General features: G+C 61.6%; 26 protein-coding genes. 10 read left to right on the top strand and 16 right to left on the bottom strand.

Features of this window, described 5'->3' with window-relative positions; all coding sequences use genetic code 11:
- The first annotated feature begins 170 nt into the window (after positions 1-170).
- Positions 171-1,631 (top strand): membrane-bound lytic murein transglycosylase MltF, encoded by a 1,461-nt coding sequence (gene mltF, locus J4E63_RS03075; protein ID WP_081015374.1) that lies wholly within the window; start codon positions 171-173, stop codon positions 1,629-1,631.
- A 120-nt stretch (positions 1,632-1,751) separates the two neighbouring features.
- Here the strand turns inward: mltF and pdxJ are convergent, their stop codons facing one another.
- The 8 genes from pdxJ to lptF all read right to left on the bottom strand — a co-directional run bounded on the left by pdxJ (position 1,752) and on the right by lptF (position 10,266).
- Positions 1,752-2,495: a pyridoxine 5'-phosphate synthase gene (gene pdxJ, locus J4E63_RS03070; RefSeq protein ID WP_060740813.1), complete on the bottom strand. Its 744-nt coding sequence runs from the start codon at positions 2,493-2,495 to the stop codon at positions 1,752-1,754.
- Positions 2,496-2,544: 49 nt separating this feature from the next.
- Positions 2,545-3,234 (bottom strand): DNA repair protein RecO, encoded by a 690-nt coding sequence (gene recO / locus J4E63_RS03065; protein ID WP_092251906.1) that lies wholly within the window; start codon positions 3,232-3,234, stop codon positions 2,545-2,547.
- Between the two features lie 171 nt (positions 3,235-3,405).
- Positions 3,406-4,308: a GTPase Era gene (era, locus tag J4E63_RS03060; protein WP_003205264.1), complete on the bottom strand. Its 903-nt coding sequence runs from the start codon at positions 4,306-4,308 to the stop codon at positions 3,406-3,408.
- Positions 4,301-4,990 (bottom strand): ribonuclease III, encoded by a 690-nt coding sequence (gene rnc / locus J4E63_RS03055; RefSeq protein ID WP_060740811.1) that lies wholly within the window; start codon positions 4,988-4,990, stop codon positions 4,301-4,303. Before rnc ends, era begins: the two co-directional genes overlap by 8 nt.
- A 184-nt stretch (positions 4,991-5,174) precedes the next feature.
- Positions 5,175-6,029, bottom strand: a complete 855-nt coding sequence (lepB, locus tag J4E63_RS03050) for a signal peptidase I (RefSeq protein ID WP_060740810.1) — start codon at positions 6,027-6,029, stop codon at positions 5,175-5,177.
- A 5-nt stretch (positions 6,030-6,034) separates the two neighbouring features.
- Positions 6,035-7,834: a translation elongation factor 4 gene (gene lepA / locus J4E63_RS03045; protein WP_192262208.1), complete on the bottom strand. Its 1,800-nt coding sequence runs from the start codon at positions 7,832-7,834 to the stop codon at positions 6,035-6,037.
- 256 nt (positions 7,835-8,090) lie between these two features.
- Positions 8,091-9,152, bottom strand: coding sequence for an LPS export ABC transporter permease LptG (lptG, locus tag J4E63_RS03040; protein ID WP_207281076.1), 1,062 nt, complete (start codon positions 9,150-9,152; stop codon positions 8,091-8,093).
- Positions 9,145-10,266, bottom strand: coding sequence for an LPS export ABC transporter permease LptF (gene lptF, locus J4E63_RS03035; protein ID WP_207281074.1), 1,122 nt, complete (start codon positions 10,264-10,266; stop codon positions 9,145-9,147). Before lptF ends, lptG begins: the two co-directional genes overlap by 8 nt.
- A 313-nt stretch (positions 10,267-10,579) precedes the next feature.
- Here lptF and J4E63_RS03030 point away from each other — a divergent pair, with 313 nt between their 5' ends.
- The 5 genes from J4E63_RS03030 to rlmF all read left to right on the top strand — a co-directional run bounded on the left by J4E63_RS03030 (position 10,580) and on the right by rlmF (position 17,294).
- A complete protein-coding gene (locus tag J4E63_RS03030) occupies positions 10,580-12,070 on the top strand; it encodes a leucyl aminopeptidase (RefSeq protein ID WP_207281073.1) in 1,491 nt (496 codons plus the stop codon).
- Positions 12,071-12,130: 60 nt separating this feature from the next.
- Positions 12,131-12,559, top strand: a complete 429-nt coding sequence (locus J4E63_RS03025; RefSeq protein ID WP_072408970.1) for a DNA polymerase III subunit chi — start codon at positions 12,131-12,133, stop codon at positions 12,557-12,559.
- Between the two features lie 8 nt (positions 12,560-12,567).
- A complete protein-coding gene (locus tag J4E63_RS03020; protein ID WP_072408968.1) occupies positions 12,568-12,933 on the top strand; it encodes a DNA polymerase III subunit chi in 366 nt (121 codons plus the stop codon).
- 234 nt (positions 12,934-13,167) lie between these two features.
- The gene (locus J4E63_RS03015) at positions 13,168-16,014 is read left to right on the top strand and encodes a valine--tRNA ligase (RefSeq protein WP_207281072.1); all 2,847 of its coding nucleotides are present in this window, start codon (positions 13,168-13,170) and stop codon (positions 16,012-16,014) included.
- 254 nt (positions 16,015-16,268) lie between these two features.
- A complete protein-coding gene (rlmF, locus tag J4E63_RS03010; protein WP_207281067.1) occupies positions 16,269-17,294 on the top strand; it encodes a 23S rRNA (adenine(1618)-N(6))-methyltransferase RlmF in 1,026 nt (341 codons plus the stop codon).
- Between the two features lie 190 nt (positions 17,295-17,484).
- On the opposite strand, the gene J4E63_RS03005 is transcribed toward rlmF, so the two are convergent.
- Entirely contained in the window at positions 17,485-17,766 is a 282-nt protein-coding gene (locus J4E63_RS03005) for an HU family DNA-binding protein (RefSeq protein WP_007905514.1), read from the bottom strand.
- A gap of 395 nt (positions 17,767-18,161) precedes the next feature.
- Here J4E63_RS03005 and yejK point away from each other — a divergent pair, with 395 nt between their 5' ends.
- Both yejK and J4E63_RS02995 read left to right on the top strand, forming a co-directional pair.
- Positions 18,162-19,166 carry a nucleoid-associated protein YejK gene (gene yejK / locus J4E63_RS03000; protein ID WP_014340016.1) on the top strand — a complete coding sequence of 335 codons (1,005 nt, stop codon included), beginning with the start codon at positions 18,162-18,164 and terminating at the stop codon, positions 19,164-19,166.
- Positions 19,166-19,522 carry a glutaredoxin family protein gene (locus J4E63_RS02995; protein ID WP_207281065.1) on the top strand — a complete coding sequence of 119 codons (357 nt, stop codon included), beginning with the start codon at positions 19,166-19,168 and terminating at the stop codon, positions 19,520-19,522. The genes yejK and J4E63_RS02995 overlap by 1 nt, the downstream gene beginning before the upstream one ends.
- Positions 19,523-19,643: 121 nt before the next feature.
- On the opposite strand, the gene J4E63_RS02990 is transcribed toward J4E63_RS02995, so the two are convergent.
- The 5 genes from J4E63_RS02990 to J4E63_RS02970 form a co-directional block, all read right to left on the bottom strand.
- Positions 19,644-20,579 (bottom strand): glutathione S-transferase family protein, encoded by a 936-nt coding sequence (locus tag J4E63_RS02990; RefSeq protein ID WP_192262203.1) that lies wholly within the window; start codon positions 20,577-20,579, stop codon positions 19,644-19,646.
- Between the two features lie 79 nt (positions 20,580-20,658).
- Positions 20,659-20,982 (bottom strand): GIY-YIG nuclease family protein, encoded by a 324-nt coding sequence (locus J4E63_RS02985; RefSeq protein ID WP_060740799.1) that lies wholly within the window; start codon positions 20,980-20,982, stop codon positions 20,659-20,661.
- A 40-nt stretch (positions 20,983-21,022) separates the two neighbouring features.
- Positions 21,023-21,493 (bottom strand): nuclear transport factor 2 family protein, encoded by a 471-nt coding sequence (locus J4E63_RS02980; RefSeq protein WP_060740798.1) that lies wholly within the window; start codon positions 21,491-21,493, stop codon positions 21,023-21,025.
- 87 nt (positions 21,494-21,580) lie between these two features.
- Positions 21,581-22,909: a CynX/NimT family MFS transporter gene (locus J4E63_RS02975; protein WP_207281063.1), complete on the bottom strand. Its 1,329-nt coding sequence runs from the start codon at positions 22,907-22,909 to the stop codon at positions 21,581-21,583.
- The gene (locus J4E63_RS02970; RefSeq protein WP_192262201.1) at positions 22,899-23,558 is read right to left on the bottom strand and encodes a FadR/GntR family transcriptional regulator; all 660 of its coding nucleotides are present in this window, start codon (positions 23,556-23,558) and stop codon (positions 22,899-22,901) included. The genes J4E63_RS02975 and J4E63_RS02970 overlap by 11 nt, the downstream gene beginning before the upstream one ends.
- A gap of 164 nt (positions 23,559-23,722) precedes the next feature.
- Here J4E63_RS02970 and J4E63_RS02965 point away from each other — a divergent pair, with 164 nt between their 5' ends.
- Together J4E63_RS02965 and J4E63_RS02960 are read left to right on the top strand one after the other, a co-directional pair.
- Positions 23,723-24,034 carry a type II toxin-antitoxin system MqsR family toxin gene (locus J4E63_RS02965; RefSeq protein ID WP_207281061.1) on the top strand — a complete coding sequence of 104 codons (312 nt, stop codon included), beginning with the start codon at positions 23,723-23,725 and terminating at the stop codon, positions 24,032-24,034.
- Positions 24,031-24,513: a type II toxin-antitoxin system MqsA family antitoxin gene (locus J4E63_RS02960; protein ID WP_207281060.1), complete on the top strand. Its 483-nt coding sequence runs from the start codon at positions 24,031-24,033 to the stop codon at positions 24,511-24,513. Before J4E63_RS02965 ends, J4E63_RS02960 begins: the two co-directional genes overlap by 4 nt.
- A 62-nt stretch (positions 24,514-24,575) precedes the next feature.
- On the opposite strand, the gene J4E63_RS02955 is transcribed toward J4E63_RS02960, so the two are convergent.
- Both J4E63_RS02955 and J4E63_RS02950 read right to left on the bottom strand, forming a co-directional pair.
- Positions 24,576-25,340, bottom strand: a complete 765-nt coding sequence (locus tag J4E63_RS02955; RefSeq protein ID WP_003178331.1) for an amino acid ABC transporter ATP-binding protein — start codon at positions 25,338-25,340, stop codon at positions 24,576-24,578.
- A gap of 11 nt (positions 25,341-25,351) precedes the next feature.
- Positions 25,352-26,449: an amino acid ABC transporter permease gene (locus J4E63_RS02950; RefSeq protein WP_060740794.1), complete on the bottom strand. Its 1,098-nt coding sequence runs from the start codon at positions 26,447-26,449 to the stop codon at positions 25,352-25,354.
- Positions 26,450-26,456 lie beyond the last annotated feature (7 nt).

Here is a 26,456-nt window from a genome sequence, read left to right as displayed (position 1 = left end):
ACGACGGTATTGGCCCCCCGTGCCAAGGTTCGCGCAGAGATATTTTTCAGCGGCGCAAAGCCTGCCACACCCCGGCCGGCCGGTGTTGCGGACATGTTTTGCAACCGCTAGCAGACTGGCCTTTTGCTGTCGAGATATGGCGGTAGGGGCCGTTTGCGTATACTGCGCAGATGTTTTCCCCAACGGCTTTGCGTCCGCGATATGCCAGATGGCTGATCGCAACCGGACTCTTCCTGGTGCTCAGTGGTTGTGTTGAGAAACCCAACACACTGGAGCGCGTAAAGGAGGATGGCGTGCTGCGGGTGGTTACCCGAAACAGCCCCGCCACCTACTTTGAGGATCGTAACGGTGAAACCGGCTTCGAATACGAGCTGGTGAAGCGCTTCGCCGACGATTTGGGTGTGGAACTGAAGATCGAGACAGCCGACAACCTCGACGACCTGTTCAACCAGATCGGCAAACCCAACGGTCCGGTATTGGCGGCCGCGGGGCTGGTCAGCAGCGAACAGCGCAAGAAGCAGGTGCGGTTTTCCCACGCCTACCTGGAAGTCACCCCGCAGGTCATCTACCGCAACGGCCAGTCCCGCCCCACCGACGCGGCCGCCCTGGCGGGCAAGAAGATCATGGTGCTCAAGGGCAGCAGCCACGCCGAACAGCTGGCGCAGCTGAAACAGCAATACCCGGGCATCGAATACGAAGAGTCCGACGCGGTTGAAGTGGTCGACCTGCTGCGCATGGTCGACGAGGGGCAGATCGACCTGACCCTGGTGGACTCCAACGAAGTGGCGATGAACCAGGTGTACTTCCCCAACGTGCGCGTGGCCTTCGACCTGGGCGATGCCCGCAACCAGAGCTGGGCGGTGGCCCCAGGTGAAGACAACAGCCTGCTCAACGAGATCAACAGCTACCTCGACAAGGTGCAGAAGAACGGCACGCTGCAACGCCTCAAGGACCGCTACTACGGCCACGTCGATGTCCTCGGCTACATGGGCGCCACCACGTTCGCCCAGCACCTGCAACAACGCCTGCCCAAATACGAACAGCACTTCAAGGCCTACGCCAAGCAGGAAAAAGTCGATTGGCGCCTGCTGGCCGCGATCGGCTACCAGGAGTCGCTGTGGCAACCGGCGGTCACGTCCAAGACCGGCGTGCGCGGCCTGATGATGCTGACCCAGAACACCGCCCAGGCCATGGGCGTGTCCAACCGCCTGGACCCGAAGCAAAGCATCATGGGCGGCGCCAAGTACCTGGCCTACATGAAGGACCAACTGGACGAAAGCATCCAGGAGCCCGACCGCACCTGGTTCGCCCTGGCTGCCTATAACGTCGGCAGCGGCCACCTGGACGACGCCCGCAAACTGGCGGCCAAGGAAGGGCTGAACCCGGACAAGTGGCTGGATGTGAAGAAGATCCTGCCGCGCCTGTCCCAGAAGCAGTGGTACAGCAAGACCCGCTACGGCTACGCCCGGGGCGGCGAGCCCGTGCATTTCGTGGCGAACATCCGTCGCTACTACGACATCCTGACCTGGGTGACGCAGCCGCAACTCGAAGGCGACCAGGTGGCCGAGGGCAACCTGCACGTGCCGGGTGTGGACAAGAGCAAGCCGAACCAGGAATCCCCGCAGCTTTAAGTCATACCACCCCCTGTGGGAGCGAGCTTGCTCGCGATGATGGCCTGACATTCAGCATTGATGTTGACTGTCAGTCCGCTATCGCGAGCAAGCTCGCTCCCACAGGATGTGGTGGCAGGGTCAGGACTTGGCGGCAGCCAGGATCAGCGCTTTCATTTCCGCCACCGCCGACTTGAACCCGACGAACAACGCATGGGCCACCAGCGCGTGGCCGATGTTCAGCTCGTTGATGCCCTTGATGGCCGCGACGGCTTCAACGTTGTGGTAGTGCAGGCCATGGCCGGCGTTGACGATCAAGCCCTGGGCCAGGCCAAAGGCGACGCCATCGGCGACCCGCTGCAGCTCGTCGGCCACCTCGGTAGGGGTTTCGGCATCGGCGTAACGACCGGTGTGCAGTTCGATGGCCGGGGCGCCGACCCGCTTGGACGCTTCGATCTGCCGTTCGTCGGCATCGATGAACAGCGATACCTCGGCACCGATCTTCGACAAGCGCTCCACCGCCAGGCTGATCCGCGATTCCTGCCCCGCTACGTCGAGGCCGCCTTCGGTGGTCAGTTCCTGGCGCGTCTCCGGCACCAGGCAGATGTGCGCCGGGCGGATGAGCTCAGCGAACGCCATCATTTCTTCGGTCACGCCCATTTCGAAGTTCATGCGGGTTTGCAGCACGTCCTTGAGCAGCAGCACGTCGCGCTCCTGGATGTGGCGACGGTCTTCACGCAGGTGCACGGTGATGCCGTCGGCACCCGCCTCTTCCGCGTCCAGCGCGGCCTTGACCGGATCCGGGTAGCGCGTACCACGGGCCTGGCGCAGGGTGGCGACATGGTCGATATTCACGCCGAGAAGAATGCGATTGCTGGTGCTCACAAAAAGGCTCCTGAAGGGACAGATAGTCGGCCCACAGCATACGGGTTGATCAGGGCTTGCGAAACAGCTCGCGACTGACCAGGGGCCGACCGCCCAAATGCACGGCCAAGGCTTGGCGCATCAGGCGCTTGGCCGCCGACAAGGCGCCCGGCGCGCTCCAGTCGGCCTCGGCCATGGCCAGCAGCTCGGCGCCATTGAACAGCCCCGGTTGCAGCAGGTAGACCCGCTCCAGGCCAGCATCCACTTGCAAACGGTAGAGACCGTCGGCGGCGATGGGCTCGCCGTGCAGGTCGGTGCTCAGGGCGAAGCCATAGCCCAGGTCATCCAGCAGCCGCCATTCGAACGAACGCAGCAGCGGCTCCAGCGGACGGCCTTCGGCCAGGGCCAGCAGCGTGGCGGCGTAGTGGTCGAAGACGGCCGGGTGAGGATCTTCGGCGGGCAGCAGGCGGATCAGCAGTTCATTGAGGTACAAGCCGCTGAACAACGCCTCGCCGTTGAGCCAGGCGGCGACGCCGTTGCTTTCCATGCGCCCGACGTTCTTCAACTCGCCACGCCCGCGAAATTCGACCTCCAGCGGCACGAACGGCCGCGCCAGCGTCCCCGCCTTGCCCCGCGCCCCCCGCAACACTGCTCGCAGCCGCCCTTGGGGCGTGAGGAAGTCCACCAGGGCGCTGCTTTCGCGGTAGGCGCGGCTGTGGAGGACGTAGGCGGGTTGGCCGGTGGGTTGGGTTGGGGGCATGGAAATCAGAGTTCTCAATAGACGAGCAGAGTTTTTCAACAACCCCAAACCAATGTGGGAGCGAGCTTGCTCGCGATAGCGGTCTGTCAGTCAACATCCATGTTGAACATCAGGCCCTCATCGCGAGCAAGCTCGCTCCCACAATGGTTCTTGGTACATCCAGTCAGCTGATCAGAGGTCGCCGTAACCCAACGAACGCAGCGCACGCTCGTCATCGGACCAGCCGCCCTTCACCTTGACCCACAGGTTGAGCATGATCTTGGAGTCGAACAGCAGTTCCATGTCCTTGCGCGCCTCGGTGCCGATGCGCTTGATGCGCTCGCCCTTGTCGCCAATGATGATTTTCTTCTGGCCGTCACGTTCGACGAGGATCAACGCATGGATGTGCAGGGTCTTGCCCTGTTGCTTGAACTCCTCGATCTCGACCGTGATCTGGTACGGCAGCTCGGCGCCCATCTGGCGCATGATTTTCTCCCGCACCAACTCGGCGGCGAGGAAACGGCTGCTGCGGTCGGTGATCTGGTCTTCAGGGAAGAAATGATCGTTTTCCGGCAGGTGTTCGGCAATCACCCGCTCCAGCGCGTCGAGGTTATGGCCGTGCTGGGCAGAGATCGGAATGATCTGGGCATTGGGCAACTGCTCCTGCAACCAGGTCAGGTGCGGCATCAGTTCAGCCTTGTCTTCGATGCGATCGGTCTTGTTCAGTGCCACGATCAACGGCCCTGTCACGTACTGGACGCGCTCGAGGACCATCTGGTCTTCTTCGGTCCATTTGGTGCGGTCGACCACGAAGATCACCACGTCGACGTCTTTCAACGCCGCCGAGGCAGTCTTGTTCATGTAGCGGTTCAAGGCCTTTTCGCCACCCTTGTGCATGCCCGGGGTGTCGACGTAGATCGCCTGCACGGCGCCTTCGGTCTTGATGCCCAGCATGTTGTGGCGGGTGGTCTGGGGCTTGCGCGAGGTGATCGCCAGTTTCTGGCCCAGGATGTGGTTCAGCAGCGTGGACTTGCCCACGTTCGGCCGACCGACAATGGCGACATAGCCGCAGCGGGTGACGGTTGTATCAGTCATTGCCATTCTCCACGCCCAGGGCAATCAGTGCTGCGGCGGCCGCTACCTGTTCGGCAATACGACGACTCACACCCTGACCCCGGCTTTTTTCATTCAGTAGGACAACTTCGCATTCGACGAAGAAGGTTCGGCAATGCGGCTCACCCTGGATATCCACCACTTCGTAGCGCGGCAGTTCGCAACTGCGCGATTGCAGGAATTCCTGCAAACGGGTCTTCGGATCCTTGTTGGTGTCCACCAGCGTCAGGCTGTCGATCTCGGAAGTCAGCCAGGCCAGCACGCGTTCGCGCGCCATGTCCATGCCGGAGTCCAGGTAGATCGCGCCAATCAACGCTTCCAGGGCATCGGCCAGGATCGACTCGCGACGGAAACCGCCGCTTTTCAATTCACCGGAGCCCAGGCGCAGGTATTCGCCCAGGTCGAAACCACGGGCCAGTACAGCCAGGGTCTCACCTTTTACCAAACGCGCGCGCAAACGCGACAACTGGCCTTCGCGGGCCAGCGGGAAGCGCTCGAACAGCGCCTCGCCGGCCACGAAGTTGAGGATGGCATCACCGAGGAATTCCAGGCGTTCGTTGTTGCGCCCGGCAAAACTGCGGTGAGTGAGGGCCAGGAGCATCAGGTCCGGGTCCTTGAAGGTGTAGCCGAGCTGACGCTCGAGACGGCTTAGAGAAACGCTCACGGTTTACCCACGCTGAGTTCGTGGCTGGATTCCACCGCCACGGTGGCAAGGCACCGTTGGCTTGGGACAATTAACGCTGTGTTCAAAAATGACGTCCTGACTATCGTTGGCTTCATGCCTCCGGGCAACCTTGTGCAGGCTCCAGAAAAGCATTCGGCGCTGTGTTCAACAGCGCCGTGTGGGATTACTTGATCAGGCCAACCCGCGAGAAATTCGGCAGGTGGCTGAGTTTGGGTTCCGGCCAGCTCATCCAGACCGCAAAGGCCTTGCCGACGATGTTTCGGTCCGGGACCATGCCCAGCAGGTCCTTGGGAATGTTCGGATCATCCCAGTAACGGCTGTCGTTGGAGTTGTCGCGGTTGTCGCCCATCATGAAATAGTGCCCCGCCGGCACGGTCCACGAACGGTCCGGCGTTGCGCGGTAGCGGCTCATTTCCTTGCGGATCAGGTGTTCGGCCTCGCCGAGTTTTTCCCGGTAGAGTTCGGCACTGCCCAGCGTACCCGGCTCGGAGCCGAGCAATTGTTCGGCCACTGATTCGCCATTGACGAACAGACGCTTGTCGGCGGTGTAGCGAATCGTGTCGCCCGGCAAACCGACCACGCGCTTGATGTAGTTGACGTTCGGGTCGCTCGGGAAGCGGAACACCATGACATCGCCGCGCTGCGGGTCACCCACTTCGATGACTTTCTTGTCGATCACCGGCAGGCGGATCCCGTAGGAGAACTTGTTCACCAGAATGAAATCGCCCACGTCCAGGGTCGGCTTCATCGAGCCGGACGGGATCTGGAACGGTTCCACCAGGAACGAGCGCAGCACCAGCACGATGAACAGCACCGGGAAGAACGACTTGCCGTATTCGACCAGCAGCGGTTCCTTGTTGAGCTTTTCGACCACCACGCCATCAGGCTGGCTGACGCTGCCCTGATATGAGGCAATGGCCGCCCGGCGCCGAGGCGCCAGGAACAACAGATCAAGCAACGCCAACAGGCCGCAGACAAACACGGCGATAACCAGCAACAGCGGGAAATTTAGCGACATAGGACCTAACTATCCAACCTGAGCACCGCAAGGAAGGCTTCCTGTGGAATTTCCACGTTACCGACCTGCTTCATGCGTTTTTTACCGGCCTTCTGCTTTTCCAACAGCTTGCGCTTACGGCTGACGTCGCCGCCGTAGCATTTGGCCAATACGTTCTTTCTGAGCGCCTTGACGGTTGTACGCGCCACAATCTGCCCGCCAATGGCGGCCTGGATTGCCACATCGAACATCTGCCGCGGAATCAGTTCCTTCATCTTCTCGGTCAATGCACGACCTTTGTAGTGCGCGTTGTCACGGTGCACGATCAATGCCAGGGCATCGACTTTCTCACCGTTGATCAGCACATCCAGTTTCACCAGATTAGCCGATTGGTAACGATCGAAATGATAGTCCAGCGAAGCATAGCCGCGACTGGTGGATTTGAGACGGTCGAAGAAGTCCAGCACCACTTCGTTCATCGGCAGGTCGTAGGTCACCTGGACCTGCGTGCCAAGGAACAGCATGTCGTGCTGTACGCCGCGTTTCTCGATGCACAGGGTAATGACGTTACCCAGGTGCTCCTGAGGCACAAGGATGTTGGCCCGCACGATCGGCTCGCGCATGTCTTCGATGGCCGACAGGTCCGGCAGCTTGGACGGGTTGTCGACGTAGAGGGTTTCGCCGTTCTTGAGCAGCAGCTCGAAGATTACCGTCGGTGCCGTGGTGATCAGGTCCAGGTCGTACTCGCGCTCCAGGCGCTCCTGGATGATTTCCATGTGCAGCATGCCCAGGAACCCGCAGCGGAAGCCGAAGCCCAGGGCGTCGGAGCTTTCCGGAGTGTATTGCAGGGACGAGTCGTTCAGGGTCAGCTTTTGCAGGGCTTCGCGGAAATCCTCGAAGTCGTCGGAGCTGACCGGGAACAGGCCGGCATAGACCTGCGGCTGGATGCGCTTGAAACCGGGCAGCACATCGACGTCGGGGGTGGAGCTCAAGGTCAGGGTGTCGCCGACCGGCGCCCCGTGGATGTCCTTGATACCGGCAATGATGAAGCCCACTTCACCGGCCTTCAGGTCGACGGTGGCGGTATGTTTCGGGTTGAAGACCCCGACGCTGTCCACCAGGTGGATCTTGCCGGTGGACTTGACCAGGATCTTGTCGCCCTTCCTCACGCGGCCATGGCGCACGCGAACCAGGGAGACTACACCCAGGTAGTTGTCGAACCAGGAGTCGATGATCAACGCTTGCAGCGGATCTTCGATGTTGCCGGTTGGCGCGGGAATGGTGGTGACCAGGCGTTCGAGCACTTCATCCACGCCCAGGCCGGTCTTGGCGCTGCAGGTGACCGCGTCGGTGGCGTCGATGCCGATGATTTTCTCGATTTCTTCCTTCACACGGTCCGGATCGGCCTGGGGCAGGTCGATCTTGTTCAGCACCGGCATGACTTCCAGGCCCTGCTCGATGGCCGTGTAGCAGTTGGCGACCGACTGGGCCTCGACGCCCTGGCCGGCATCGACCACCAGCAATGCACCCTCACAGGCCGCCAACGACCGGCTGACTTCATAGGTGAAGTCGACGTGGCCGGGGGTATCGATGAAGTTCAGCTGGTAGGTGACGCCGTCGCGGGCCTTGTAATAGAGGGTAACGCTGTGGGCCTTGATGGTGATCCCGCGCTCACGCTCGAGGTCCATGGAATCCAGGACCTGGGCTTCCATTTCACGCTCGGCCAGGCCGCCGCACATCTGGATGAAGCGATCAGCCAGCGTCGACTTGCCATGGTCAATGTGGGCGATGATGGAGAAATTGCGGATATGACTCAAATCACTCACGGATCAACACTCAAAAAGGCTGCAGGCATGGCCCGCCGAAAAATAGCCGGGAATTGTACCTGATACACCGCGCAAGCGTCACGTTCGCCTGTCGATGAGCTCTTGTGGCGAGGGAGCTTGCTCCCGTTGGGCTGCGAAGCGGCCCTCGATTTACCCGCCACGGCGATATGTCAGGCAGACGGTAGGGGACTGCTGCGCAGTCCAGCGGGAGCAAGCTCCCTCGCCACAGGAGCCCGCTCGCCACGTTGGATGTAGCTCAACCCGCCCGACGCAGCAGCCAGACCCCGGCCAACGCGCAGACACCGGCCGGGACCAGCACCGCGAACAGCGGCGAGAAACCGAACACCAGGCTCGACGGCCCCAGCAGATCCTGGGCGATACGGAAGGTGAAGCCCACCAGCACACCGGTAAACACCCGTTGACCGAGGGTCACCGAACGCAGCGGGCCGAAAATGAAGGAAATCGCCATCAACACCAGGGCGGCGGTGACCAGCGGTTGCAACACCTTGACCCAAAAGGCCAGCCAGTAGCGGCCATTGTTCAGGCCCTGGTCCGCCAGGTAGTGGATATAGCCCCACAAACCGGTAATCGACAGCGACTCCGGCGCCATCACCACGGTACTGAGCAACTGCGGGCTGATCGACACATCCCAACGCTCTTGCGGGGCGGCGACCACTTCGGTGCGTTTGTCATGGAACAGGGTGGTGGTGACATCACTCAGTTGCCAGTGGTCCTCGGCGAAATTCGCCCGCTTGGCGAAGCTCGATGACAGCATGTGCCGCTGATCGTCGAAACGATAGCGGGTCACGCCATAGAGGATGCCATTGGGCTGGACCGAGTTGATGTGGATGAACTCGTCACCCTGGCGGTGCCACAGGCCGTGCTTGGCGCTTTGCGCATCACCGCCGCCCTGGGCCAGGGAACGGTTGGCCTGGGCGGTGTTTTCAGTGGCCGGGGCGATGTATTCGCCGATCAACACACCCACCAGCATCAGCACCAGCATCGGCTTCATCACCGCCCAGACGATCCGACCAATGGACACGCCTGCTGCGCGCATGATGGTCAGCTCGCTGTTGCTGGCCAGGCTGCCCAGGCCGATCAGGCAGCCGATCAGCGCCGCCATCGGCAGCATGTCGTAAAGGCGCCGAGGCGCGGTCAGCAGCACATAGCTCGCCACGTCCATCAGGGTATAGGTGTCGCTGACGTCGCTCATTTCATCGATGAAGGCAAACAGGGTCGCCAGGCCAAGGATGATCCCCAGCACCGCGAGAATCGCCATGAACACGCTGCTGCCGATGTAGCGGTCGAGTTTAACCACGGGCCACCTCCAGCGCGCTGCGACGACTGGCCAGTTTCAGGCGCAGCGGTTCCCAATAGAGCAGCCCCAGGCCGATGGCCAGGAAGATGCCATGCACCCACCACAAGCCCAGCGCCGGCGGGATCTTGCCCTTCTCCAGGGCGCCGCGGGCGGAAATCAGGATGGTCAGGTAAGCCATATACAAGAGAATCGCCGGCAGCAACTTGAGGAAACGACCCTGGCGCGGGTTGACCCGCGACAGCGGGACCGCCATGAGGGTCACGATGAACACCAGCAGCGGCAACGACAGGCGCCATTGCAACTCGGTGCGGGCACGAATGTCCTGGTTGCCCAGCAGGCTGGCGGTCGGCATCGCATCGCGATCGGTGACTTCGTCGCTGACCTCGGGCTTGGGCAACAGCACGCCATAGGTGTCGTACTTGATGGCCCGGTAGTCGGCCTGCCCCGGCTTGCCATCGTAGCGATAGCCATTGTGCAGGATCAGGTAGCGGTTGCCGTCGGGGTTGATTTCCTGCCGGCCCTTCTCGGCCACCAGCACGGAAATGCCACGGTCCTTCTTGGAGTCCGAAGACAGGTTCTTTTGCGTAATGAAGACGCCGCCCAGGTCGATCCGGTCATCCGAGAGCTGTTCGGTGTAGGTCACCCGCGTACCATCGCGCAGGGCCTGGAAACGCCCTGGCACCAGGGTGTCGAATTCGGTCATGGCGTCCTGCTGGTTGATCAGCAGCTGGAATTGGTTGGCGCCCTGGGGCGACAGGCTCAGGCTCAGCCAGGCCACCACCAGCGCCACCAATGTGGCCGGGAACAGGGTCATGCGAAACAGCCGTTGCTGGCTCATGCCGGTGGCCGACAGCACGGTCATTTCGCTGTCCAGGTACAGGCGCCCATAAGCCAGCAAAATGCCGAGGAACAACCCCAGCGGCAGGATCAATTGCAGGAAGCCCGGCAGGCGGAACCCCATGATCAGGAACAGGGAGCCCGGATCCAGGGCGCCGGAGGCCGCCTGGGCAAGGTACTTGATGAAGCGTCCGCTCATGATGATGACCAGCAGCACGGCGCTCACGGCGCTCAGGGTCAGCAGGACTTCGCGGGATAGATAACGAAAGACGATCAAACCAGACACTCCAAGGTTGTCAGGCTAAGGCGGCCAAACAAGCAAACGTATCGAGCCGGTCCGCCAACGCGAACCGCCGAAAAAAGAGCCGCATTATCCTGTGATTGGAGGCGCCTGTCACTTCGCACGCTTTAAACCGGTGCTTAAAGCCAAAAGTTAGCGCCGTCGAGGGTTGTCAGGCTCGGGCGCCGGGGTTCAAACTGCGGCCTTTGTCGCCGGCAAGCACCGGCGCTTCTTTTATATAGAAGAAGCTCGCTCAGCGCGCCATTGTGTCGGCGCCTGGCCTCTTGACCATTCACTCAGGGATCCGGACATGGAACTGGTTGTAAAAAGCGTCAGCCCAGAAACGTTGAAAACCGCCACACTGGTGGTTGCCGTCGGTGAAAACCGCAAGCTCGGCGTCGTCGCCACCCAGCTCGACAGCCTGAGCGGCGGTGCCATCAGCGCCGTGCTCAAGCGCGGCGACCTGGCCGGCAAGGTCGGCCAGAGCCTGTTGCTGCACAGCTTGCCCAACCTCAAGGCCGATCGGGTGCTGCTGGTGGGCGTGGGCAAGGACGCCGAACTGGGCGACCGTCCGTTCCGTAAAATCATCGCCGGCGTGTTGGGCACCCTCAAGGGCCTGGGCGGCGCTGATGCCGTCCTGGCGTTGGACGAGTTGGTGGTCAAGGGTCGCGACAGCTACGGCAAGAACCGCCTGCTGGCTGAAACCCTGGTGGACGGCGAATACCAGTTCGACCAGTTCAAGAGCCAGAAAGCCGAATCCCGCGCCCTGAAGAAAATCACCCTGCTGACCATCAAGGCCGCCCAGGCTGAAGTCCAGCGCGCCGTGACCCACGCCACCGCGATTGCCAACGGCATGGCCTTCACCCGCGACCTGGGCAACCTGCCGCCGAACATCTGCCACCCGACGTTCCTCGGCGAACAGGCCAAGGCACTGGGCAAAGAGTTCAAGGGCCTGAAGGTCGAAGTCTTCGACGAGAAGAAGATCAAGGACCTGGGCATGGGTTCGTTCTATGCCGTCGGCCAGGGCAGCGCCCAGCCGCCACGCCTGATCGTCATGCAATACAACGGCGGCAAGAAGTCCGAGAAGCCTTACGCGCTGGTCGGCAAGGGCATCACCTTCGACACCGGCGGCATCAGCCTCAAGCCAGGCGCCGGCATGGATGAAATGAAGTACGACATGGGCGGTGCCGCGAGCGTGTTCGGCACCCTGCGCGCCGTGCTCGAACTGCAACTGCCGATCAACCTGGTGTGCATCCTGGCCTGCGCCGAGAACATGCCCAGCGGCACGGCCTCGCGTCCGGGCGACATCGTCACCACCATGAGCGGCCAGACCGTGGAAATCCTCAACACCGACGCCGAAGGCCGCCTGGTGCTGTGTGACGCCCTCACCTACTCCGAGCGCTTCAAGCCGCAAGCAGTGATCGACATCGCGACACTGACCGGCGCCTGCATCGTCGCCCTCGGCTCCCACACCTCGGGCCTGCTGGGCAACAACGACGAACTGATCGGCCAATTGCTCAGCGCCGGCCAGCAAGCCGACGACCGCGCCTGGCAGTTGCCCTTGTTCGACGAGTACCAGGAACAACTGGACAGCCCGTTCGCCGACATCGCCAACATCGGCGGCCCGAAAGCCGGGACCATCACCGCAGCCTGCTTCCTGTCGCGCTTCACCAAGAACCTGAACTGGGCGCACCTGGACATCGCCGGCACGGCCTGGACCAGCGGCGGCAAGGACAAAGGCGCCACCGGTCGTCCAGTACCCCTGCTGACCCAGTACCTGCTGGACCGCGCCAAGGCCTGACACCGATGACCGTCGTTGGCGTCGCCCTCGGGTGGCGCCAGCGGCGACTCAGGAACCGCAATGACCAAAGTCGATTTCTATATCCTGCCCAGCGCCGATCCGTCGGCGCGGCTGGATTTCGCCTGCAAGCTCGTCGAAAAGGCCTGGCGCATGGGACACCGCATCTACCTGCATTGCAGCGATGCCGCCCAGCGCGATGACCTGGACGCACGCCTATGGGCTTTCAAGGGCGAGAGTTTCGTGCCCCATGGCCCAGCCGAAAGCGAACCCGAGGGGCTGATCGTGCTGGGGCTGGGAGATGACTGCGGCCAGCACCAGGACCTGTTGGTCAACCTCGACCTGAAAGTACCGGCCTTTGCCCAGCGCTTCGCCCGTGTGGCGGAAGTGGTGGTCGAAGACCCGGCCATCCGACAAGCCGCGCGGGAGAGTTTCCGTTTCTACCGCGAACAGGGCTATCCTCTGCAAGACCACCGTTTACAGCGACTCTGAGCCCTACGATGGACACTCCAAAATCGCCACAAAAGCCCGCGCACCTGCTGGATGACCTCGAGTCGATCCGCCAGTTGCTCGGCGACGACAACCTGCAACCGCCACTGCTGACCGACACGGTCGTGCCCGAGCCGGTGCATGACGAGCAGATTCCCCTGCTGTTCGATCCGATCAACGGCCAGCCCGAACCCGAGCCGGCCGCCAAGGCCGAAGCCAAGGGCCCCGACGCCCTGCTGCACCTGGACCGCGAATTGCGCGCTGCGGCGCAGTTGATCATGCAAGACGTCATCGACGACTTCGCCCCGCACATCGAAACCGAGATCAAGCGCCGGCTGGATGCGCGGATGGAGCGGTTGCTCAGCCACTACGAGTAGTTTTCCTGCCTTACAGTGGACACCTTGTGGGAGCCGAGCTTGCTCGCGATGGCGGCGGCACATCCGGCATTGATGCAGCGGATCCGCCGCCATCGCGAGCAAGCTCGGCTCCCACAGGGTTCGACAGTGCCCACAAACTCTGCGCCCGGCGCCTCCAGCCTGTGGCTTGCACCAGCCCCGCCCGCTATACTTCCCGGCTTTTCCTGAATAAATGCCAATAGGGTCCCGCCGCGCATGGATAAGACCTACCAGCCGCACGCCATTGAAACTTCCTGGTACAACACCTGGGAGTCCGAGAATTATTTCGCTCCGCAAGGCGCGGGCGATTCCTACACCATCATGATCCCGCCGCCGAACGTCACCGGCAGCCTGCACATGGGCCACGGCTTCAACAACGCGATCATGGACGCCCTGATCCGTTTCCGTCGCATGCAAGGTCGCAACACCTTGTGGCAGCCGGGCACCGACCATGCCGGTATCGCCACGCAGATGCTGGTGGAACGTCGCCTCGAAGCCCAAGGCCAGAATCGCCACGACCTGGGTCGCGAGAAATTCCTCGAGAAAGTCTGGGAATGGAAAGACGAGTCCGGTGGCAACATCAGCCGCCAGATCCGTCGCCTCGGCTCGTCCGTGGACTGGAGCCGCGAGCGCTTCACCATGGACGACGGTCTTTCGGAAGCGGTGAAGGAAGCCTTCGTGCGCCTGCATGAAGACGGACTGATCTATCGCGGCAAGCGCCTGGTCAACTGGGACACCAAGTTGCACACGGCCATTTCCGACCTCGAAGTGGAGAACCACGACGAGAAAGGTTTCCTATGGAACCTGAAGTACCCCCTGGCCGACGGCGCCAAGACCGCCGAAGGCAAGGATTACCTGATCGTCGCCACCACGCGTCCGGAAACCATGCTGGGTGACTCCGCCGTGGCGGTAAACCCGAACGATGAGCGCTACCAGGCACTGATCGGCAAGTTCGTCGAACTGCCCCTGGTTGGCCGGCGCATCCCGATCATCGGCGACGATTACTGCGACCCTGAATTCGGCACCGGCTGTGTGAAAATCACCCCGGCCCACGATTTCAACGACTACGAAGTCGGCAAGCGCCACAACCTGCCGCTGCTGAACATCTTCGACAAGAACGCCACTGTCTTGCCGGCGGCCCAGGTGTTCAACCTCGACGGCACGCTGAACGAAAGCGTCGACGGCACGCTGCCGGCCGAATACGCCGGCCTGGACCGCTTCGAAGCGCGCAAGCAGATCGTCGCGGCATTCGAGGCCGCCGGCCTGCTGGTCAGCGTCGACGATCACGCCCTGAAAGTACCGAAAGGCGACCGCTCCGGCACCATCATCGAGCCGTGGCTGACCGACCAGTGGTACGTGTCCACCAAACCGCTGGCCGAGCCGGCGATTGCCGCCGTGGAAGACGGCCGCATCCAGTTCGTGCCCAAGCAATACGAAAACATGTACTTCTCGTGGATGCGTGACATCCAGGATTGGTGCATCAGCCGTCAGCTGTGGTGGGGCCATCGCATCCCGGCCTGGTACGACGAATCGGGCAAGGTCTATGTCGGCCGCGATGAAGCCGAAGTCCGCGCCAAGCACAACCTCGGTCCGGACGTCGCCCTGACGCAGGACAACGACGTCCTCGACACCTGGTTCAGCTCGGGGCTGTGGACCTTCTCGACCCTGGGCTGGCCGCAGCAGACCGAGTTCCTCAAGAAATTCCACTCCACCGACGTGCTGGTCACCGGCTTCGACATCATTTTCTTCTGGGTCGCCCGGATGATCATGTTGACCATGCACCTGGTGAAGAACGAAGACGGTACCCCGCAAGTACCGTTCAAGACGGTCTACGTTCATGGCCTGGTGCGCGACGGCCAGGGCCAGAAGATGTCCAAGTCCAAGGGCAACGTCCTGGACCCGCTGGACATCATCGACGGCATCGACCTGGAAACCCTGGTGCAGAAACGCACCTCCGGCCTGATGCAGCCGAAACTGGCGAAGAAGATCGAGAAGGCCACCCGCGAAGAGTTCGCCGAGGGCATCGCCAGCTACGGCACCGACGCCCTGCGTTTCACTTTCTGCTCGCTGGCGTCCACCGGTCGCGACATCAAGTTCGACATGGGTCGCGTCGAAGGCTATCGCAACTTCTGCAACAAGATCTGGAACGCCGCGCGCTACGTGCTGGACAAGGGCGAAGACTGCGGCCAGAACGGCGAAGCCTACGAACTGACCCTGGCCGATCGCTGGATCATTTCCCAGCTGCAACGCACCGAAGCCGAAGTGACCCGCCAACTGGACCAGTTCCGTTTCGACCTGGCCGCACAAGCCTTGTACGAGTTCATCTGGAACCAGTACTGCGACTGGTACCTGGAGCTGTCCAAGCCGGTGCTGTGGGACGAAAACGCACCGCTCGAACGCCAGCGCGGCACCCGCCGCACCCTGGTTCGCGTGCTGGAAGTGGCCCTGCGCCTGGCGCATCCGTTCATGCCGTTCATCACCGAGGAAATCTGGCAGCGCATCGCACCGCTGGCGGGCATCCAGGGCAAGACGATCATGCTGCAACCGTGGCCGGTGGCCAACGAGACCCGCATCGATCCGGCAGCCGAGGACGACATCGAATGGCTCAAGACCTTCATGCTGGGCCTGCGTAACATCCGCGCCGAAATGAACATCGGCCCGGGCAAGCCGCTGACCCTGTTCCTGAAGAATGCCAGCGTCGAAGACCTGCGCCGCCTCAACGAAAACGAAGCGCTGCTCAAGAAGCTGGCGAAGCTCGAGTCGGTGACGGTACTGGCCGCCGGCGAAGAAGCGCCACTGTCCGCCACCGCCCTGGTCGGCGAGATGGAAGTGCTGGTGCCGATGGCTGGCCTGATCGACAAGGCCGCCGAACTGGCACGCCTGGACAAGGAAATCCTGCGCCTGAAGGGTGAAGTGCAGCGGGTCGGCGGCAAACTGTCCAACGCCGGTTTCGTCGACAAGGCTCCGGCCGAAGTCATCGAGAAGGAACGAGCCAAACTGGCCGAGGCCGAACAGGCCCTGGGCAAGCTGGCCGAGCAGCATGGGCGGATCTCCAGCCTGTAACGGCGGCTCGTCACTGAAGAAGGAGGCCCTGGCGGCCTCCTTTTTTCTGCCTGGCACTTTTCTTACTCATGCTGAGTCCCCCTGTGGGAGCGAGCTTGCTCGCGATAGCGGAGGGTCAGCTTGCATCAATGCTGGATGTGTCGCCGCCATCGCGAGCAAGCTCGCTCCCACATTTGAATTGCGCAGTCATCAAGAGCAGGCTGGATGTGGGACAATACCGCCACTTTTTGAGCCATCCCCGAATCGACCCGCCCATGACCGCCCCTCGCTCCCCAAAACCTGTCCGCCAGAAGCCCAAGTCCCCCACCGAGGCCAAGGCCGTGGTGCCGCGGGAGAAGGCCAGCCTCCACCCGCGCAACCGCCACCAGGGCCGCTACGACTTCCCGGCGTTGATCAAGTCCACGCCTGAATTGGCCAAGTTCGTGATCCTCAATCCGTACGGCAAGGAAAGCATCGACTTCGCCAGCCCCGACGCGGTGCGGGTGTTCAACCGGGCGCTGCTCAAAGCCTTCTATGGCATCGCCCATTGGGACATTCCAGCCGACTACCTGTGCCCCCCAGTGCCTGGTCGCGCGGACTATGTGCACTTCCTCGCCGATCTGCTCGCCAGTCATAACGACGGCGAAATCCCTCGGGGAGCGGCGGTGAAAGTGCTGGACATCGGCACTGGCGCCAACTGCGTCTATCCGTTGATCGGCTACAGCGACTACCGCTGGCACTTCCTTGGCTCGGAGATCGACCCGACCGCCATTGCCTCGGCCAAGGCCATCGTCCAATCCAATGGCTTGAGCAAGGCCATCCAGTTGCGCCAGCAAGCCAACCGCAAGCAGATCCTCCTGGGCCTGCTGGAAGATGGCGAACGGTTCGACCTGACGATGTGCAACCCGCCGTTCCACGCCTCCCTGGAAGAAGCCACCAAGGGCAGCCAGCGCAAGTGGCGGGCACTGGGCAAGGCCGATCCGAAGCGCAAGCTGCCGGTGCTGAATTTTGGCGGCCAGGCTGCGGAGTTGTGGTGCGAGGGTGGGGAAGCCCGGTTCGTCACGCAATTGATCAGCGAAAGCGCACAACTGGCCAGCCAAGTGCTGTGGTTCAGCACCCTGGTATCGAAAGCTTCGAACCTGCCGGCGATCCAGGCTGCGTTGAAGAAAGCCGGTGCGCTGCACAGCCAGGTGGTGGAAATGTCCCAGGGCCAGAAGCAGAGTCGTTTCGTGGCCTGGACCTTCCAGACCGAGGCGCAGCAACAGGGGTGGCGCCAGGCGCGCTGGGTTCGCAAAGATTAGAAGGACATTGCGCTAGCGTAGGAGCTGCCGAGCGAAGCGAGGCTGCGATCTTTTGATCTTTCGCTTGAAATTTAACAGCCAGGGGAAAGATCGCAGCCTCGCTCCGCTCGACAGCTCCTACGGGCGGTTTTCCAAGGCAATAAAAAACCGTGCCCGGATCGCTCCGAGGCACGGTTTTTTTACAGCGATCTTACTTGTTGACCGCGTCGGTCAGGCCTTTGGCCACAACCAGCTTGATCACTTTCTTGGCAGCGATTTCGATGGCAGCGCCAGTCGAAGGGTTACGGCCGGTACGGGCAGGACGCTCAGTGACTTTCAGCTTGCCGATACCTGGCAGAGTGATTTCGCCGCCGTTTTCCAGCTGATCGGCAACGATTTGGCCCAGTTGGTCCAAAGCGTTACGCGCGGTGGTTTTTGGCGCGTCGATAGCTTCAGCGATGTCAGCGATCAGTTGGTCTTTAGTAAGAGCCATGTAGTGTTCCTTCCCTATCAAATTCATATGGATTGCAGAGTGCAGTGTCAGCCATCGAGCCCGATCCCTCTGGATCAGGCACCCTCGGCAATCACCACGACGGATCGGGGTAATAGATGCCGAAAACCGGGTTTGGTTCGACCTGACAAATGCTGAATGCACGCTTAACGCAGTGACTTCGCGTAAGACCGGGCAAAACTAGCACAACGCCTCTGAAATATCCGCCTCTAGCTACCCATTTGGTCAGCTTTCTTGCGCTAAAACGTTAAAAAAATGCATATAGGCAGTCCGACGGCCCTGAAAGGGCCTTTGCCGGGTTCCAAAACCAGTGATTGCGGTACACTGGGCCTTTTTCGGGGAGCACGCCCTCCTCTCTTTCATCAGCCGAGAAATCCATGCCGATCCGTCATTGCATCGTCCACCTGATCGACAAAAAACCCGACGGCACCCCTGCTGTGCTCCATGCCCGCGACTCCGAACTGGCAGAGTCCACGGCCATCGAGAACATGCTCGCCGACCTCAACGAAAGCTATAACGCCAAGCAAGGCAAGGCCTGGGGTTTTTTCCATGCCGAGTCCGGGGCACATCCGTTCAGCGGCTGGCTGAAGGAGTACCTGGATGGCGGGAAGGATTTCACCGCGTTCAGTCGAGTGGCGGTGGAACACCTGCAAAAACTGATGGAAGAGTCCAACCTGTCGGTGGGCGGCCACGTGTTGTTCGCGCATTACCAGCAGGGCATGACCGACTACCTGGCCATCGCCCTGCTGCACCACAGCGAAGGCGTGGCGGTGACCGATGAACTGGACGTGACCCCGTCCCGCCACCTGGACCTGGGCCAGCTGCACCTCGCGGCGCGGATCAACGTGTCGGAATGGCAGAACAACAAACAATCGAAACAGTACATTTCGTTTATCAAGGGCAAGAACGGCAAGAAGGTCTCGGAGTACTTCCGCGACTTCATCGGCTGCCAGGAAGGCGTCGACGGCCCCGGTGAGACCCGCACCCTGCTCAAGGCCTTCAGCGATTTCGTCGAAAGCGAAGACTTGCCGGAAGACGATGCCCGGGAAAAAACCAAGACCCTGGTGGACTACGCCAGCAGCCAGGCCAAGCTCGGCGAGCCCATGGGCCTGGAAGAACTGTCCGAGTTGATCGACGAAGATCGCCCGAAAGCCTTCTACGACCACATCCGCAACAAGGACTACGGGTTGTCGCCGGAAATCCCGGCGGATAAACGAACCCTCAACCAGTTCCGCCGGTTCACCGGTCGCGCCGAAGGCTTGTCCATCAGCTTCGAAGCGCACTTGCTGGGCTCCAAGATCGAGTATGACGAGGAAGCCGGTACGTTGATCATCAAGGGGTTGCCGACCTCGCTGACCGACCAGCTCAAGCGGCGTAATTGATGCTCGGTAGGGTGCTGAAGAAGTTTCTGCTGATTCTGCTGGTAGTGGTGGCGTACCAGAACTGGGGCAAGATCGAGCGGGTGTTCAACCCATCACAGATGGTTTCCGAGCAGGTCCGAACCCATGCTCGGGTCGTGCTGTATGCCACCGCCTGGTGCGGCTACTGCAAGGCCACCCGACGGTTCCTGGATGAGAAAGGCGTGCCGTTTCGCGAGTTCGATATCGAGAAGGACACCGAGGCGCGCAAGGCCTACGAGGCGTTGGGTGGCCGGGGGATTCCGATCCTCGATGTGAATGGCACGTTGATTCGTGGGTACGAGCCGGAGAATATTCTCAAGGCGTTGTCTGCCATCTAGTCATCGTGGCAAATCCCCTGTGGGAGCGAGCTTGCTCGCGATAGCGATGGGTCAGCTTGCATCAATGTCGGATGTGTCGCCGCCATCGCGAGCAAGCTCGCTCCCACAGGTCATTCGTCGCTCAGCGAGCCTCGATCCGAAACCCGAACCGCGGAAAGTGCACATGCACCACCCCGCCACGCTCATCTTCGCGACGCAGAATCAATTCTTCGCTGCCCGCAAACAATAACTCCCCGACCACCGGATCAACACCATAGTCCGTCGCGGCGATGGTCACCTGCTGCCCTGCCGTGAAGCCGTTCGGCTCTTCGAACGACTCATCCGGCAGCGCTGCCGGTGTCGCGTTTCGGGCAACGTCCAAGGCTTCTTCGGCACTTATCTGGCTCGACGCGCCATGACCGAAACCCAGCACCCGTGCCAACCATGCCGAAACAGCCGGATACGCGTCCACCAGCGGCGAGGTCACCGGGGTGGCCTTGAGGAACCACAGCGGATGGGCCATGGCGAAGTCGGCAATCGACGGATCACCCAACAGGAAATCGCCCTCCTCGCGCTGCAACTGTTGCTCCAGGCGCGCCATGATCGTCGGCCACTGGTGCTTGGCCTGGTCGGCAGGCAAGCGCGTGGTCGTGCCGCCACTGAACAGCCCGGCGCGGTCGCTGATGAACGCCTTGATGGCTTCAGGCGATAGCTTGGCGAAACGCACCGCCACCGATTCAGGCTGGAACACCAGGCTCACCGCATGCTGAAACACCACCGAATCGGCCCAGGCGGCAAAGGACGCAGCCAGCATTTCCCGGCCTTCGGGGAACAGGGCCGGCGAGGCTTTTTCCTGCTCCAGCCGACGAGCGATCAGGGACGTATCGCAATAGATGTCCGCGCCGATCTGCAATACCGGCGTCTTGCGATAGCCGCCCGTCAGTGCCGTCAGGTCAGGCTTGGGCATCATTGGCGGAATGCTCACCGAACGCCAGGACAGGCCCTTGAAGCCCAACAACAGCCGGGCTTTTTCCGCGAAAGGAGACGTTGGGTAATGATGAAGAATCAGCTCTGACATGAGACTCGCCGCTGCAGGAATGAAGTCTTGCAGCTTAGCGCGACTGACCGGGCCAGCCTACCGGCCTGATAAAGGCCTATCAGCCAGGCTGATGAAGCGACAGCGCACTGGCCACCAGGCATTCCTTGGCGCTTTTCTTGAGCTTTTTGATCAGTCGCTCCTGGCGCAGGGCCTCGCCCTTGTCACGACAGGCCTCGGTGTACACCAGGGCCACTGCCGGGCTGGACAGGAAAAAGCGCGCGCCCTTGCCGCTTTGATGCTTGGCGAAGCGCCGCACCGGGTCATCACTGATGCCGCAGTACAGCGAGCCATTGGCGGCCCGCACCAAGTAGACGAACCAGGGTTTGTCCGCTTCGGCGGGGCCTTGCGCAGGCAGATCGGGAGAGAGGTCGGCGGTCGTCACAAGATGGTCAACAGGTGGGCAAAGACAAGCCGCAATCTTATCAGCGACTGCCCTGGAACGCCCGCAACCCCTTCAGCGCCTGTGCCCTGACGGCGTTGCGCACCAACGGCGTCCACCCCAGCAGCAGGCCCTTGGTGCCCAACGCCTGGCGGGACCAGCGCCACAGATCGAAGCTGTCATGGTGCTCGCAGATCTTGCCATCGCGAAACACGAAGCGCGCCTGGATGTCGTTGATCACGATGTTGCCGGTCTGGCTGAACAGGTACGTCGCCACCCAGTGAGCACCGCCGGTACGCTCGTCGCTGCGCACGTTATCGAAGGTCAGGGAAAAGTCCTTGGCCCGGGTCGTCAACATGCGCCACATGTCGCCGGCATCGCGCCCGCGCAGCTCGCCAAACGCCGGATCGCTGAACAGCACGTCGTCGGTGTAGCAAGCGCTCATGGCGTCGGCGTCCAGGCGCTGGAAGGCCTGATAAAAACGGGTGATCAAGGCGTTGTGGGCATCACTCATGGGCCGGCTCCGAAAAACGTTTCAGTAGGCCTGCACGATAATCTGCCGCCGCTGGGAAGACTATCGTCATTCGCCATGAAAATGATATCAACGAAGGTCGGTGACTCTTTCGCTTTCGACCCCGACGTACAGCGCCCGGCCTGCGCCGATGCCCGCGATGATCGCCCCCAGGCCAACCAGGCCGAAGATCCAGCCGAGGGCATTCCAGCCCCCGGTCAAGTCGTGGACCACCCCCACTGCGAAGGGCCCCAGCGACGCCAGCGTATAGCCGAAGCCCTGGGCCATGCTGGACAGGTTGGCGGCCACATGGGCATCCCGCGAACGCAACACGATCAGCGTGAGCGCCAGGCTGAACGTCGCGCCCTGCCCCAAGCCCAGCAATATCGCCCAGCCCCACAAGCCATCGAGGGGGGCGTAGAGGCAACCGAACAGCCCGCCCAGGGTCATGAGCATGACGATCACAATGGCCAGGCGCTGGTCCTTGCCGCGCGTTGCCAGCCAGGGCGCCGCGAGGGAGCTGATCAATTGCACGATGACCGAACCGGACAGCACGAGCCCGGCCTGGGTCGGGGTCAGGCCACGTCCAATCAGGATCGAGGGCAGCCAGCCAAAGACGATATAGGCCAGGGACGATTGCAGCCCCATGTACAAGGTCACTTGCCAGGCCAGGGGATCACGCAGCAAGCCGCGGACCCGGTACGACACCTGATGGGCGCCGTGTTTCTCGCCCACTTGCGGCAACCAGAACATCGCGGCCAGCAGCGCCGGGACCACCCAGAACCCCAGGCCCAAGGCCCAGCTGTGGCCCAGGTGCTCGCTCAACGGCACTGTCGCCCCGGCCGCCATCGCCGCGCCCAGGCACAGCGCCATGGTGTAGACACCGGTCATGGCGCCGGCCTGTTTGGCGAAGTCGCGCTTGACGATACCCGGCAGCAGCACGCCGATCACGCCGATGCTCGCACCGGCCAGGATACTGCCGGCGAACAGCCCAACCTGACCGAACGCACTGCGCAGGACAATCCCGCCCGCCAGCGTCAGCAAGATCCCCAGCACTACGCGCTCGGCCCCGAAGCGCCGCGCCAGCACCGGCGCCAGCGGCGCGAACAGGCCCAGGCAAAGCACTGGCAACGTGGTCAGCAAACCGGCCTGGGCAGCCGACAGGCCAAGGCTTCTTGATACTTCGCTGAGCAGCGGCGCCATGCTCGACAACGCCGGACGCAGGTTCAGCGCCACCAGGATCAGCCCGAGCAGCAACAGCCAAGGCCGGCGCACCAGAGGATGGCGTTGCTGGGCCTGTTCATCGTCGGCCTCGGCATCGATCAACAGTTCTTCGAGTTCGGCGGCACGTTTGGACGCCGTCGAGGTGGCAGGGTCAAGCAGATCGCGGGACATGGAAAGCTCGGGTTCAAGGTTCATTGATCAACTGCCGGCACAGGGCCTTGGCCTGCTCCGGGTCTTGGCGTTCAACCGCTTCGAGAATGTCGACGTGCAGGTCGAACACATGCTGATGGCGAGGGACGATATTGAGGCTCTGGCGCAACTGCGCGCCGATCACGCTGGAAAAGTAACGATAAAGCTCGCTGAGCGTTGGATTGTGGGCGGCATCTACCAGCAGGCGGTGGAACACCAGGTCGCAGGCGATGTAGTGCTCCAGGTCGCCGTGGTAATGCTCGCCACTGGCCTGGAGCGCCTTGCGCAAGGCCAGCAAGTCTTCTTCGGTGCGCCGCAGCGCGGCCAGGCCAATGGCCTCGACTTCGAGGATATGCCGGGTTTCCCGGGCCTGGTCCAGCGAACAGCGCGACAGCACCTTGAGGGTATCGAGCGGGTCCACCGTCGCCCGTACATAACTGCCGTCGCCCTGGCGGATCTCGATCAGCCCGGAAAACGCCAGCACGCGCATGGCTTCGCGCACGGTATTGCGGCTGATACCCAGCTCGGCCACCAACTCAGGCTCGGTGGGCAAACGCTGGCCCACGACCCACACGCCATCACTGATGCGCTGGCGCAACTGGTCCAGGGCTTGATCGACCAAGGACCGCTTAATTAATGGAGAAATGTCTGACATGGAACTCACCCTTTCATCCAATCATAGGATGAATTTTCTGACATGTTAGTCAGCTTCGCGTAGGACGGCAACCGCCTAGGGTCAACGGGAGGTAAAGAAACGAGATTTTCGATTAGTCAAAATTACCCTTTGAGGGTAATTTTAAGGACAAGGCACGCCGTTCTATGGAAAAGAACACACCCCACTACGCCTTGGCGACGATACAGGCAGATGTCAGGCGGCTTAAAGGGAAAGCTTTCACCAGCACTGCGAAGAACACTGCTCGGACGCTCGGTTTAAACGTCTCGGACATGCAGCAGGTCATCCATGGGCTTGAGCGAAAACAGTTCTACAAATCGATGACCACCTATGACGATCATCGAGTCTGGCATGACGTCTACCACGCCAATTCACACGGTCTGCAGATTTACCTGAAGGTGACGTACCGCCCCAGCGGAGGCCCACCGGTCATTTCCTTCAAGGAGAAGAACTCATGAAACACCAGCAATGCTTCAGCTGTGGTGCCCCGGAAGGCATGTTGCATTTCGAAGGTCGCGGCGAAACCATGAGCGTCAAGGGACTGGAACGCCGGGTCGATGACTTGTCTGGCTGGGAATGTCAGATGTGCGGCGAAGTCGAGCTCGACTCAAGCTGCTCGGATCGCTACGACCACGCGGGTGATGAGCTGGTCAACGCGGCCAGGCGAATGATCGGCGAAGAGATCAAACGTGTCCGGCGCAAACTGCATCTATCGCAAAAGGAAGCGGTACGGCTGCTATCGGGCGGTGGACACAATGCGTTTTCCCGCTACGAGCGCGGCGAGGTAGTGCCACCCAAGGCGTTGATCTTGCTGATGCGCCTGCTTGATCGCTATCCGCATTTGCTTGCCGATGTCCATGCCTTCGCTGAGGACGCAGACTTGCGGCAATTCAAAACGACGGTGCACAAGGAACACGAGACCCTCACGGCTTCCTGAGCACCGATGCACAAAAATAAACCCGGAACACGTCCGGGTTTATTTCACTGCCTAAGACCGGATCAATGCAGAATCTGGCTCAGGAACAGCTTGGTGCGGTCGTTCTGCGGGTTGTCGAAGAAGTCGTTCGGCGCGGCCTGTTCGACGATTTCACCTTTGTCCATGAAGATCACGCGGTTGGCCACGGTGCGGGCGAAGCCCATTTCGTGGGTCACGCAGAGCATGGTCATGCCGTCTTCGGCCAAGCCGATCATGGTGTCCAGCACCTCTTTCACCATTTCCGGGTCGAGGGCCGAGGTCGGCTCGTCGAACAGCATGATTTTCGGTTTCATGCACAGGGCACGGGCGATGGCCACGCGCTGTTGCTGACCGCCGGAGAGCTGGCCCGGGTACTTGTGCGCCTGCTCTGGAATGCGTACGCGCTCCAGGTAATGCATGGCGATTTCCTCGGCCTTGCGCTTGGGCATCTTGCGTACCCACATCGGCGCCAGGGTGCAGTTCTGCAGGATGGTCAGGTGCGGGAACAGGTTGAAGTGCTGGAACACCATGCCGACTTCACGGCGGATCGCTTCGATCTGCTTGAGGTCGTTGGTCAGTTCCACGCCGTCGACCACGATGCGACCCTGCTGGTGCTCTTCCAGGCGGTTGAGGCAGCGGATGGTGGTGGACTTGCCGGAGCCCGACGGGCCGCACAGCACGATACGCTCGCCCTGCTTGACGTTCAGGTTGATGTCTTTCAACACGTGGAACTGGCCGTACCACTTGTTGACGCCCTGCATCTGAATAATGCCTTCAGGGCTCACAGGCTGTTTGATCGCTTCACTCATAAACTACGCTCCTAACGCTTGTGGCCAGTGTCCAGCTTGCGTTCCAAATGCATGGAATAGCGGGACATACCAAAACAGAAAATCCAGAACACCAGGGCGGCGAACACATAGCCTTCAGTGGCCATGCCCAGCCATTTCGGGTCGGCGGCAGCTTGTTTCACGCTGTTGAGCAGGTCGAACAGGCCGATGATGATCACCAGGCTCGTGTCCTTGAACAACGCAATGAAGGTGTTGACGATACCCGGAATCACCAGCTTCAGGGCTTGCGGCAGAATCACCAGGCCCATGCTGCGCCAGTACCCCAGGCCCATCGCCGCGGCCGCTTCGTACTGGCCCTTGGGAATGGCTTGCAGGCCGCCACGCACCACTTCGGCCACGTAGGCCGACTGGAACAGGATCACCCCGATCAGTGCCCGCAGCAGCTTGTCGAAGTTCATGCCTTCGGGCAGGAACAGCGGCAGCATCACCGACGACATGAACAGCACCGTGATCAACGGCACACCGCGCCAGAACTCGATGAAGGTCACGCAGACCACACGGATCGCCGGCATGTTCGAACGCCGGCCCAGGGCCAGGACGATACCCAGCGGCAGTGCGCCGACGATACCGACGGTGGCGATCACCAACGTCAGCATCAGGCCGCCCCACTGGCTGGTCGCCACGGCATCCAGACCGAAAACGCCACCGTGCAGCAGGCACCAGGCAATGATCGGGTACAGCACCAGGAAGCTCAGGCCGTAGATCGCCTTGCGCGGGAAGCGCGAGATGAACAGCGGCGCCACGCCGAGCACTGCCGCCCACACGGTCAGGTCTACGCGCCAGCGCAGGTCCGCCGGGTAGTAGCCGTACATGAACTGGCCGAAGCGCTGCTGGATGAACACCCAGCAGGCGCCCTCCTTCGTGCAGTCGGCGCGAGTGGTACCGACCCAGTTGGCATCGAGGATTGCCCATTGCAGCAGCGGCGGTACGATCAGGTAGATCAGGTAGAACGCGAACAACGTCAGCAGCGTGTTGAGCCAGCTGGAGAACATGTTGGCGCGCATCCACGCCACCACGCCGATGCTACTGCTCGGCGGGGGCATGTCAGGTTTGAAAGTATGAGTCGTCATGCGCGTT

It is taken from the genome of Pseudomonas sp. FW300-N2F2, assembly GCF_017351655.1.
Lineage (GTDB): Bacteria > Pseudomonadota > Gammaproteobacteria > Pseudomonadales > Pseudomonadaceae > Aquipseudomonas > Aquipseudomonas fluorescens_AA.
This window is presented reverse-complemented; position numbering and strand designations above follow the sequence as displayed.

Coding starts and splice junctions, on each gene's coding strand:
- mltF (WP_081015374.1), top strand. CDS start 171: ATGTTTTCCCCAACGGCTTTGCGTCCGCGATATGCCAGATGGCTGATC.
- J4E63_RS02965 (WP_207281061.1), top strand. CDS start 23,723: ATGGAAAAGAACACACCCCACTACGCCTTGGCGACGATACAGGCAGAT.
- J4E63_RS02980 (WP_060740798.1), bottom strand. CDS start 21,493: ATGAGTGATGCCCACAACGCCTTGATCACCCGTTTTTATCAGGCCTTC.
- J4E63_RS03015 (WP_207281072.1), top strand. CDS start 13,168: ATGGATAAGACCTACCAGCCGCACGCCATTGAAACTTCCTGGTACAAC.
- J4E63_RS02960 (WP_207281060.1), top strand. CDS start 24,031: ATGAAACACCAGCAATGCTTCAGCTGTGGTGCCCCGGAAGGCATGTTG.
- J4E63_RS02975 (WP_207281063.1), bottom strand. CDS start 22,909: ATGAACCTTGAACCCGAGCTTTCCATGTCCCGCGATCTGCTTGACCCT.
- yejK (WP_014340016.1), top strand. CDS start 18,162: ATGCCGATCCGTCATTGCATCGTCCACCTGATCGACAAAAAACCCGAC.
- J4E63_RS02950 (WP_060740794.1), bottom strand. CDS start 26,449: ATGACGACTCATACTTTCAAACCTGACATGCCCCCGCCGAGCAGTAGC.
- recO (WP_092251906.1), bottom strand. CDS start 3,234: ATGCCCCCAACCCAACCCACCGGCCAACCCGCCTACGTCCTCCACAGC.
- J4E63_RS02990 (WP_192262203.1), bottom strand. CDS start 20,579: ATGTCAGAGCTGATTCTTCATCATTACCCAACGTCTCCTTTCGCGGAA.
- J4E63_RS03030 (WP_207281073.1), top strand. CDS start 10,580: ATGGAACTGGTTGTAAAAAGCGTCAGCCCAGAAACGTTGAAAACCGCC.
- J4E63_RS02970 (WP_192262201.1), bottom strand. CDS start 23,558: ATGTCAGACATTTCTCCATTAATTAAGCGGTCCTTGGTCGATCAAGCC.
- rlmF (WP_207281067.1), top strand. CDS start 16,269: ATGACCGCCCCTCGCTCCCCAAAACCTGTCCGCCAGAAGCCCAAGTCC.
- lepB (WP_060740810.1), bottom strand. CDS start 6,029: ATGTCGCTAAATTTCCCGCTGTTGCTGGTTATCGCCGTGTTTGTCTGC.
- J4E63_RS03025 (WP_072408970.1), top strand. CDS start 12,131: ATGACCAAAGTCGATTTCTATATCCTGCCCAGCGCCGATCCGTCGGCG.
- J4E63_RS02995 (WP_207281065.1), top strand. CDS start 19,166: ATGCTCGGTAGGGTGCTGAAGAAGTTTCTGCTGATTCTGCTGGTAGTG.
- J4E63_RS03020 (WP_072408968.1), top strand. CDS start 12,568: ATGGACACTCCAAAATCGCCACAAAAGCCCGCGCACCTGCTGGATGAC.
- era (WP_003205264.1), bottom strand. CDS start 4,308: ATGACTGATACAACCGTCACCCGCTGCGGCTATGTCGCCATTGTCGGT.
- J4E63_RS03005 (WP_007905514.1), bottom strand. CDS start 17,766: ATGGCTCTTACTAAAGACCAACTGATCGCTGACATCGCTGAAGCTATC.
- J4E63_RS02955 (WP_003178331.1), bottom strand. CDS start 25,340: ATGAGTGAAGCGATCAAACAGCCTGTGAGCCCTGAAGGCATTATTCAG.